Genomic DNA, 9679 nt, shown 5'->3' with positions numbered 1-9679 from the left:
TTCACGTAGTCGGCCGGGGTCAGGACCTCGGACTCGTCGATGTAGTCCACGCCGAGGGACTGCAGGACCTGGGCTTCGACGAAGTGGCCGATGCGGGCCTTGGCCATGACCGGGATGGACACGGCAGCGATGATCTGATCGATCATGTCAGGATCGGACATGCGGGACACGCCACCCTGGGCGCGGATATCGGCGGGTACGCGCTCGAGTGCCATGACGGCGACGGCACCGGCATCCTCGGCGATGCGGGCCTGCTCGACGTTGACGACGTCCATGATGACGCCGCCCTTGAGCATCTCCGCCATGCCCCGCTTAACACGGCCGGAGCCAGTAAGCGTGATGTGTTCGAAAGGGCGTGGTGTAAAGGTCACGTGATACTCCAAGGGACTGAAGCCTGCGATTTCATCACAAGCGCCCGGTACTGCACGCCGGGCGAAGAGCCAGGAGACTGATATCCGGGTGATATATTAGTTAGTTTCAGTATGCAATCGCCGAAGCGGGGAGTCAATCCCGGAATTCCCGCGAGGCAATTACTACGCGGCGAAGAGGGCCGTGCGGACGGCGTGCTCAAAGCCTGTGACGTGGGCCTTTGCCAACTCCGCCGCTTTTTCCTCATCACCGTCAATGACCGTGCGCAGGAGGTCCAGATGTTCGCGCACGTGATGCTCAAGGTCCGGCAGTCGATCCAGGACCATGCACCAGATTCGGGTGGCCAGGTTGTCATAGCGGATCAGGACGTCCTCGAGATGAGGATTTGCGGCGGCCGCGTAGATGCCCTGATGGACGCTGGCATCCAGGCGCAGGGTCTCCACAACCGAGGCGGCGGCCACATCAAAGGCCTCCACCTCCTTCAGGACGTTACGCAGGTGCTCCCTCGTGGCCGGAGAAGCCACCCGCGCCGCGCGTGCTGCAGCCAGTGGCTCGAGTTGCGTGCGGATCTCTGAAATAAAGGCCAGGTCCGTCACATCAACGCGGGTGGCAAATGTTCCGCGGCGCGGATAGGTGACCACCAGGCGGTCCAGTTCCAACCGCTTCAAGGCTTCACGCACCGGAGTGCGCCCGATCCCCAGATCCTTCGCCAACTGGTCATCGTTGAGGAGGTCCCCGGGTTTGATGTCCAGCATCAGGAGCCGGTCGCGCAAACGCTCATACGCGACGTCGGCCAAGGATTTCCTGCTGGTATCGTCCGAGATTGCCAGAGTTCCAAATGCCACAGTGCCAGCCCTTTCCGCAGTTCCCGAAAACCTATTGACCTGTCCTTGAGACCAGTATACGCTGATTCCCAATCCTAATATATCAGTACGGGACCCAAGAATATATCTAAAGGAGGAGACATGACCCTCGTGGCGACAGACTCACCAACAAGCACCCTGCCCCAGCCAGCAGTGCTCAAAGACGAGCAAGCACAGAAGTTCGTACTCACATTGTCGTGCGTCGAACGCGCCGGAATCGTGCAGGCGGTCACAACCTTCCTGTTTGAGCGCGGCTTCAACATTGACGAACACCAGCAGTTCGACGACGGCATCCGCCAGACGCTGCACCTTCGCACAGCCTTTTCCGGCTCCCCTGAATACTCGGCGGACCGGCTTGAGGAAGAGTTCAGTGCAATCGCTGACCGCTTCGACATGAAATTCAGCTTCCATGACAAGACCAAGAAGCGCGTGCTAGTCATGGTGTCCAAGTTTGGGCACTGCCTCAACGATCTCATCTTCCGCTGGCGCGGCGGCAGCCTGGGCGGAGACCTCGTAGCTGTCGTTTCCAACCACGAGACCCACCGCGCCATGGCCGAGGCAGCCGGACTGCCTTTCATCTACGTCCCTGTCACCCCTGACACCAAGGCCGAGGCGGAGCAAAAGCTCTTGGAACTCGTGGATGAATACAAGGCTGACCTGGTGGTGCTCGCCCGCTACATGCAGGTACTCTCGGACAACCTGTGCCGCTCCCTCGAGGGCCGGGCCATCAACATCCACCACTCGTTCCTGCCCGGTTTCAAGGGCGCCCGCCCCTACCACCAGGCCTATGACCGCGGCGTGAAGCTCGTTGGAGCAACCGCGCACTACGTGACGGCAGACCTTGACGAGGGCCCGATCATCGAGCAGGAAGTCATCCGCGTGGACCACAGCTACGGCCCCAACGCACTCTCAACAGTGGGCCAGGATGCCGAAGCCCTGGCGTTGTCCCGGGCTGTCCGCTGGCACTGTGAACACCGCGTGCTGTTGGATCAGACCAGCACAGTGGTTTTCCGCTAAGCCACCCATCCCACCAGTCCACACACGAACTTCAGCAGGAGAAACTTTCATGACATCGACGCCTCGCATTGTCATCATCGGCGCTGGGATTGTCGGCACCAACCTCGCCGACGAACTGGTCACCCGCGGTTGGAACAACATCACCGTCCTGGATCAGGGGCCGCTGAATATGCCCGGAGGATCCACGTCCCACGCCCCGGGCCTGGTCTTCCAGACGAACCCTTCCAAGTCCATGGCACTGTTTGCCAAGTACACGGTGGAAAAGCTGCTCTCCCTCACCGAAGATGGTCAGAGCTGCTTCAACCAGGTGGGCGGCCTGGAAGTCGCCACTACCGAGACCCGCCTGGCTGACCTTAAGCGCAAGCTCGGCTACGCACAGTCGTGGGGCATCGACGGCAAGATCCTCTCCCGCGAGGAATGCAAGGAGCTCTACCCCCTCATCAACGAGGAAGACATCCTTGGTGGCCTTCACGTTCCCACCGATGGCCTGGCGCTTGCAGCCCGCGCCGTGCAGTTGCTCATCAAGCGCACCGAAGCCGCTGGCGTGAAGTACATCGGCAACACTGAGGTGACCGGAATCGAGCAGTCAAACCGCCGCGTGACCGGCGTCGAGACCGCCGATGGCGTACTCCCCGCGGACATCGTGGTTTCCTGCGCAGGCTTCTGGGGGGCCAAGGTGGGCGAGTTGATCGGGATGTCCGTTCCGCTCCTTCCCCTGGCCCACCAGTACGTGAAGACCACCCCGGTTCCCGCCCAGAAGGGCAAGAACGAACTCCCCAACGGCGCCCAGCTGCCGATCCTGCGCCACCAGGACCAGGACCTCTACTACCGCGAGCACGGCGAGCGCTACGGTATTGGCTCCTACGCACACCGCCCCATGCCCGTGGACCTTGACGAGCTGGGCAGCTACGAACCCAGCAGCATCAGCGAACACAACATGCCCTCGCGCCTGGACTTCACGCTTGAGGACTTCCTTCCCGCGTGGGAAGCAACCAAGCAGATCCTGCCGGCACTGCGGGAAAGCGAAATCGAGGATGGCTTCAACGGCATCTTCTCCTTCACCCCTGACGGTGGCTCGCTGGTAGGCGAATCCAAGGAAGTGGACGGGTTCTTCGTTGCCGAGGCCGTGTGGGTCACCCACTCTGCCGGCATCGCCCGCGCTGTTGCCGAACTACTGACCACAGGCAAGTCTGAAATTGATCTTGGTGACTGCGACATCCACCGCTTCGAAGAGGTCCAGCTGACACCTGAATATGTCAGCGAAACGTCCCAGCAGAACTTCGTGGAAATCTACGACGTAATGCACCCGCTCCAGCCCAAGCTCTCCCCCCGCAACCTTCGCGTCAGCCCGTTCCACGCCCGCCACAAGCAGCTGGGAGGCTACTTCCTGGAAGGCGCAGGATGGGAACGTCCCTACTGGTTCGAAGCCAACGCGGAACTGCTGAAGGAAATGCCGGACGAGTGGCAGCCGCCGGCACGCGACGCCTGGTCCGGCATGTTCAGCTCACCGATTGCTGCCGCCGAGGCCTGGAAGACGCGTACGGCCGTGGCGATGTACGACATGACGCCGCTCAAGCGCCTTGAAGTCAGCGGCCCGGGCGCCCTGAAACTGCTGCAGGAACTCACCACCGGAGACCTGGCCAAGAAGCCCGGCGCCGTAACCTACACCCTCCTGCTGGACCACGCTGGCGGAATCCGAAGCGACATTACCGTTGCACGCCTCAGCGAGGACACGTTCCAGCTGGGCGCCAACGGCAACATCGACACCGCCTACTTCGAGCGTGCTGCCCGCCACCAGACAGAAAACGGTACGGCCAGCGACTGGGTGCAGGTCCGCGACACTACCGGTGGCACCTGCTGCATCGGCTTGTGGGGTCCGCTTGCCCGTGACCTCATCAGCACGGTCAGCAACGACGACTTCTCCAACGACGGCCTGAAGTACTTCCGTTCCAAGAAGGTCACCATCGGCGGCGTCACCGTCACCGCAATGCGGCTGTCCTACGTGGGCGAACTCGGCTGGGAGCTCTACACGAGCGCTGACAATGGACAGCGTTTGTGGGATGCATTGTGGAAGGCCGGCCAGCCGTTCGGCGTCATCGCTGCCGGGCGCGCCGCCTTCAGCTCGCTGCGCCTGGAAAAGGGCTACCGCTCATGGGGCACCGATATGACCACGGAGCACGACCCCTTCGAAGCAGGCCTCGGTTTCGCCGTAAAGATGACCAAGGAAAACTTTGTCGGCAAGGCCGCCCTTGAGGGACGCACCGAGGAAAGCTCCGCGCGGCGCTTGCGCTGCTTGACGGTCGACGACGGCCGCAGCCTGGTCCTGGGCAAGGAACCTGTGTTCTACAAGGACCAGGCAGTCGGCTACGTCACCAGCGCCGCCTACGGCTATTCGGTGAAGAAGCCCATTGCCTACGCGTACCTTCCTGCCGCTGTTTCGATTGGTGATTCCGTGGAGGTCGAATACTTCGGACGCCGTATCCAGGCGACAGTCACCCAGGACCCGCTGTACGACCCCACCATGAGCAGGCTCCGCGGCTAAGGCCTGACGGACGCTTCAGTAGGCCAGCGGCCCGGACTCATCCCCTCGCAACGGGGTCCGGGCCGCTGTCTTACCCGTTCAACCCCAGCCTTGCTTCGTCAGCCAGCCTCTCTTCGTCAACCAGCCCAGGAAGACACATGATCAGTTCAGAAACCATCAACGACTACCTCGCCCGGCTCGCTTCACGACAGCCCACCCCCGGCGGAGGTGCAGCAGCCGCCCTTCACGCTGCCCAGGGCGCCGCCTTGGTGGCCATGGTGGCCAGGTACACCACGGGTGAAAAGTATGCGCAGCACGCAGAACCCGTTGCCCGCATCACCAGCGCTGCCGACCATTTGATTGTCGAAGCGCTGCGCCTCGCGGACGCCGATGAGCACGCCTTCCAACGAGTTATTGATTCGTACAAACTCCCGTCCGGGACCGAGGAACTCAAGGCCATGCGCGCTGCCGGCATCCAGGATGCCCTGGTCCAGGCAGCCCATACACCTGCTCAGCTGATCAAGCTTGCCGGTGAGGTGGTGGAACTCGCCACGGAACTCTTTGACATGGCCAACCCCAATGTCATCAGCGACGTCGCGGCAGCAGCAGATGCTGCCCGTGCCGCCGCCACAACCGCCCGTGTCAACATCGACATCAATGTGGTGGCCATTAAAGACGGCGACGCCCGCTCCCGCTTGGCAGAACAGACCGACGGCCTTGAGGAGAAGGTGGTCCTCGCGGCCGATTCCCTCGTCAAGCGCGTCCGCGAAAGGATCCTCGCGTGAGTACTGAAGTGCTTTCCGGAAAGGGATTGGCCGCCCTCATCCAACAGCGTGCCCAGGATGAGGCCCGCCTCCTTGAATATGAGGGCCAGCGCCCCTCCTTGGCCGTGGTGGTGGCAACCGACGACGAGTCCACGCACTGGTACGTCCGGTCCATTGAGCGCGCCGCGGAACGGGCCGGCATAGGTTGCCGGATCCTGGACCTTGGGCATGACGCCACGGAGCAGGTGCTGGCGAGCGTGTTGAAGGACCTTAGTGCCGAGCCGTCCGTCAACGGCATTATTCTTCAAACTCCGCTGCCCGCGGGCGTTCGAACGGACGGGCTCGTGGGCCTTATCGCTCCGGAAAAGGACATTGACGGCGCCAACCCGCTCAGCCTTGGCCGCCTCGCTGTGGGTCAGCCCGCCTTCGCCCCCGCGACCGCACAGGCCGTGGTGGAACTCCTCGAGCATTTCCAGGTTCCGCTCGCCGGACGTAACGTCGCCGTCGTCGGGCGTTCCGCTGTGGTGGGAAAGCCGCTGTCCCTGCTGCTGCTCGAAAAGGACGCCACGGTTACCATCTGCCACTCCAAATCAGGGGCGCTTGAGCGCTATACCCTGCCCGCCGACGTCGTGGTTGTTGCCGCGGGGCGGACCGGACTGCTGACGGGCAGCCACGTTTCGCTGGCGTCGGTAGTGATCGACGTCGGTACGAACGTCCTGCCCGACGGTACCCTCGTGGGAGATGTGGACGAGGCCAGCGTCACCGGAGTGGCCGCTGCCCTGACGCCGGTGCCCGGCGGCGTGGGGTCAGTCACCACCGCATTGCTGCTGCTTCACACCGCAGAAGCAGCCCGGGCACAAACACAGCTTCTGGAGAAGCCGGCCTTGGTTTCGGGAACCGCTGGTTAACCATGGAAACGCCGATCCGCCTGGAGGTCAGTCCCTCCGCTGACCTTGCCCGGCAACTGCCTCCCGCTTATGAGGCGCCGGGGATGGTCAGCGTGACCTGCCTGCCGCACCACGGTCCGGCCAGGACGGTTGCTGCGTCGATTGAGCTTGCCCGGCTGGGCTACCACGTGGTCCCGCACCTGGCAGCGCGGAGCATCGCCAGCCAGGCAGAGCTGCACCTGTTCCTGCATCAATTGCGCGATGAGGGTGTCCGGGAGCTTTTCCTCATTGCCGGGGACCGCAGTGCGCCTGCCGGCCCGTATTCCTGGAGCGGCCAACTGATGGAGGACATCAAGGCTTTCTCGGAAGAATTCTCCCTTGGCATCGCGGGTTACCCGGAAGGCCACCCACAATTGAGCGCAGAACAGTTGCGGAGCAGCCTGGCCGGCAAGTCACCCTTGGCGTCGTCCATGGTCACGCAAATGTGCTTTTCGGCGGAATCCATCAGCTCCTACCTGCAGGAGCTGCACCGGGTCGGTTCCCGGATTCCCGTGTGGGTGGGCGTTCCCGGGCCGGTCTCCGTGCAGAAGCTGCTGGCCATGGGTGCACGATTGGGCGTGGGACGCTCACTCAAGCTGGCCCGCGGCACAGGAATGGCCAAGGCACTCCTGCGCGGTGGTGACGTGCTGCGCTACGACAGCTCCGGCCTGATCCGGGACGTTCATCAGGCCCTCGACGGCCATCCACTGTTTGCCGGCATCCACCTCTACAGCTTCAACGACCTCAGCCGCCTACCCAGATTTGAAGGGAAGATCGCATGGCTTCCAAAGCCCCCCGTGAAAACATCGACGAGTCAAAGCTGACTGTCACCAAACCCAAGACAAAGGCTGTCGGCATTCCAGCCGTTGCCAACGCACTGAAGATATCCCTGGAACAAATGGGTCCGGTGCGCAGCGTACAAACGCTGCTGGCAGTGAACCAGATCGATGGATTCGACTGCATGGGCTGCGCTTGGCCGGAGCACGAGAAGCGCAATGCAGCAGAGTTCTGCGAGAACGGGGCCAAGGCGGTAGCCGAGGAAGCTACCCGGCGACGTGTCACGCCTGAGTTCTTTGCCCAGTACTCCGTAGCTGATTTGAAGACCCGCGATGACTACTGGCTGGGCCAGCAGGGCCGCCTCACACACCCGATGTTCCTGGATGAGGGCGCCACCCACTACACGCCCATCGAATGGGACAAGGCCTATGACCTCATGGCCGAGGAACTCCGGGGCCTGGACCATCCCGATCAGGCCGTTTTCTATACCTCCGGGCGAACCTCCAACGAGGCAGCGTTCGTTTACCAGCTCCTGGTGCGCGGCCTTGGCACCAACAACCTTCCGGACTGCTCCAACATGTGCCACGAGTCCTCGGGCTCGGCGCTGGTGGAAACCATCGGCATCGGCAAGGGGTCCGTCAGCCTGACCGACTTGGAGACCGCGTCACTGATCTTCGTAGCGGGCCAGAATCCAGGTACCAACCATCCGCGCATGCTCAGCGCCCTGGAGAAGGCCAAGAAGAACGGCGCGGTCATCGTGTCCGTCAATCCCCTTCCCGAAGCCGGACTCCTGCACTTTGAAAACCCCCAGCATGTTGCCGGCATGATTCAAGGGACCCAACTGACGGATGACTTCCTGCAGATCCGTGCCGGCGGCGATCAGGCCCTCTTCCAGGGCCTCGGTAAATACCTTGTGGAGGCCGAAGCCGCGGGTCGCAAGACCCCGGGCCTGGAAACCGTCCTTGACCACAGGTTCATCGAGGACCACACGGTGGGCATCGACGAATACCTGCGTTTCCTGGAAAAGGTCGAGTGGGACGACATCGTGGAAGCAACAGGCCTCACCCTGGAGCAGATCCACTCCACAGGCGAACGGCTGCTCGCCTCCAACGCCACCATCGTGTGCTGGGCCATGGGATTGACCCAGCACAAACATTCGGTACCCACCCTCCGCGACGTGGTCAACGTCCTGCTGCTTCAGGGGAACATCGGCAAGCCCGGTGCAGGAGTTTGCCCGGTCCGCGGCCACTCAAACGTCCAGGGCGACCGCACCATGGGCATCTTCGAGAAGATGCCGGAGAAATTCCACGACCGCCTGGACAACGAGTTCGCGTTCCTGTCCCCACGGGAGCACGGCTATGACACTGTTGCCGCCATCCGCGCCATGAGGGACGGAAAGGTCCGCTTCTTCATGGGGATGGGTGGAAACTTTGTTCGCGCCGCCCCTGACTCGGAGGTCACGGAACAAGCGCTGGCCAACACAGGGTTGAGCGTCCAGATCTCCACCAAGCTGAACCATTCGCATCTGTCCACGGGTCGTAGGGCGTTGATTCTCCCAACACTCGGACGCACGGAGAAAGACACCCAGCGGACCGGTGACCAGAGGGTCACAGTGGAAGATTCCATGAGCGCGGTCCATGCATCCCGTGGACGCCTCAAGCCCGCGAGCGAGCACCTCCACTCGGAAGTTGCCATTGTCTGCAATCTTGCCCACCGGCTCTTCACTGATGGCGACGTGCGCCTGCCCAACGTCCCCAAGGCCGCGTGGTTGTCCATGCGTGATGACTACTCGCTGATCCGCAAACACATCGAGGCTGTCTTCGATGGCTTCGAGAACTTTGAAGAGCGGATCCAGCATCCGGGCGGCTTCGTGCTGCCGCACCCGCCGCGCGATGCCAGGAAGTTCGACACCGCGTCAGGCAAAGCACACTTCACTGGCAACGAGCTTGAATACATCAAGGTCCCGCCCGGCCGGCTGGTGCTCCAAACGCTGCGGTCACACGACCAGTACAACACCACCATCTACGGCAAGGACGATCGCTACCGCGGCATCCACGGTGGGCGACGGGTGGTCCTCATTAACGAGTCCGATATCGCCGAGCTGGGCTTTGCTGATGGTGAAATGGTCCACCTGATTTCAGAATTCCAGGGAACCGAGCGCCGGGCAGAAGACTTCCGCATCGTTTCGTACTCCACTCCCAAGGGGTGCGCCGCTGCCTACTACCCGGAAACAAACGTCCTTGTACCGCTGGACTCTGTTGCCGATACCAGTGGGACGCCGACGTCCAAGTCCGTCATAGTCCGCCTCGAACGGGCTTGAAAGGCTCTGGACACAGTGTGATGCGTGCCATAGTATGTGACTGATATATCTTTCCTAGTAGTGCAGAGATATCAGATGGCCAAGGACTTCCAAACCCGTCCAAGGGCCATCTCGTCAAGAAG

General features: G+C 62.2%; 7 protein-coding genes and 1 pseudogene. 6 read left to right on the top strand and 2 right to left on the bottom strand.

The features are described from left to right. Together AC1DD5_RS23755 and AC1DD5_RS23750 are read right to left on the bottom strand one after the other, a co-directional pair. Positions 1-305 (bottom strand): annotated as a pseudogene (locus AC1DD5_RS23755) (pyridoxal 5'-phosphate synthase lyase subunit PdxS); the annotation flags it as partial. Positions 306-533: 228 nt separating this feature from the next. Beyond that, complete coding sequence (locus AC1DD5_RS23750) at positions 534-1214, bottom strand: GntR family transcriptional regulator (RefSeq protein ID WP_477522924.1); 681 nt, start codon at positions 1212-1214, stop codon at positions 534-536. 120 nt (positions 1215-1334) lie between these two features. On the opposite strand from AC1DD5_RS23750, the gene purU reads away from it, so the two are divergent. From purU to AC1DD5_RS23720, 6 genes are all read left to right on the top strand, one after another. Then, complete coding sequence (purU, locus tag AC1DD5_RS23745; protein ID WP_477522923.1) at positions 1335-2249, top strand: formyltetrahydrofolate deformylase; 915 nt, start codon at positions 1335-1337, stop codon at positions 2247-2249. Positions 2250-2298: 49 nt separating this feature from the next. Continuing rightward, entirely contained in the window at positions 2299-4791 is a 2493-nt protein-coding gene (locus tag AC1DD5_RS23740) for a GcvT family protein (RefSeq protein WP_477522922.1), read from the top strand. Between the two features lie 137 nt (positions 4792-4928). Next, positions 4929-5555 (top strand): cyclodeaminase/cyclohydrolase family protein, encoded by a 627-nt coding sequence (locus AC1DD5_RS23735; protein ID WP_377652555.1) that lies wholly within the window; start codon positions 4929-4931, stop codon positions 5553-5555. Beyond that, a complete protein-coding gene (locus AC1DD5_RS23730; RefSeq protein WP_477522921.1) occupies positions 5552-6442 on the top strand; it encodes a bifunctional 5,10-methylenetetrahydrofolate dehydrogenase/5,10-methenyltetrahydrofolate cyclohydrolase in 891 nt (296 codons plus the stop codon). The genes AC1DD5_RS23735 and AC1DD5_RS23730 overlap by 4 nt, the downstream gene beginning before the upstream one ends. Positions 6443-6444: 2 nt before the next feature. Beyond that, positions 6445-7284, top strand: coding sequence for a methylenetetrahydrofolate reductase (locus AC1DD5_RS23725; protein WP_477522920.1), 840 nt, complete (start codon positions 6445-6447; stop codon positions 7282-7284). Next, complete coding sequence (locus AC1DD5_RS23720) at positions 7239-9557, top strand: FdhF/YdeP family oxidoreductase (RefSeq protein ID WP_477522919.1); 2319 nt, start codon at positions 7239-7241, stop codon at positions 9555-9557. The genes AC1DD5_RS23725 and AC1DD5_RS23720 overlap by 46 nt, the downstream gene beginning before the upstream one ends. The last annotated feature ends 122 nt before the right edge of the window (positions 9558-9679 follow it).

The sequence above is a fragment of the Paenarthrobacter sp. 10L420 genome (assembly GCF_056395385.1).
Note: the sequence above shows the minus strand (reverse complement) of the source record. Positions and strands in the feature narration are given on the sequence as shown.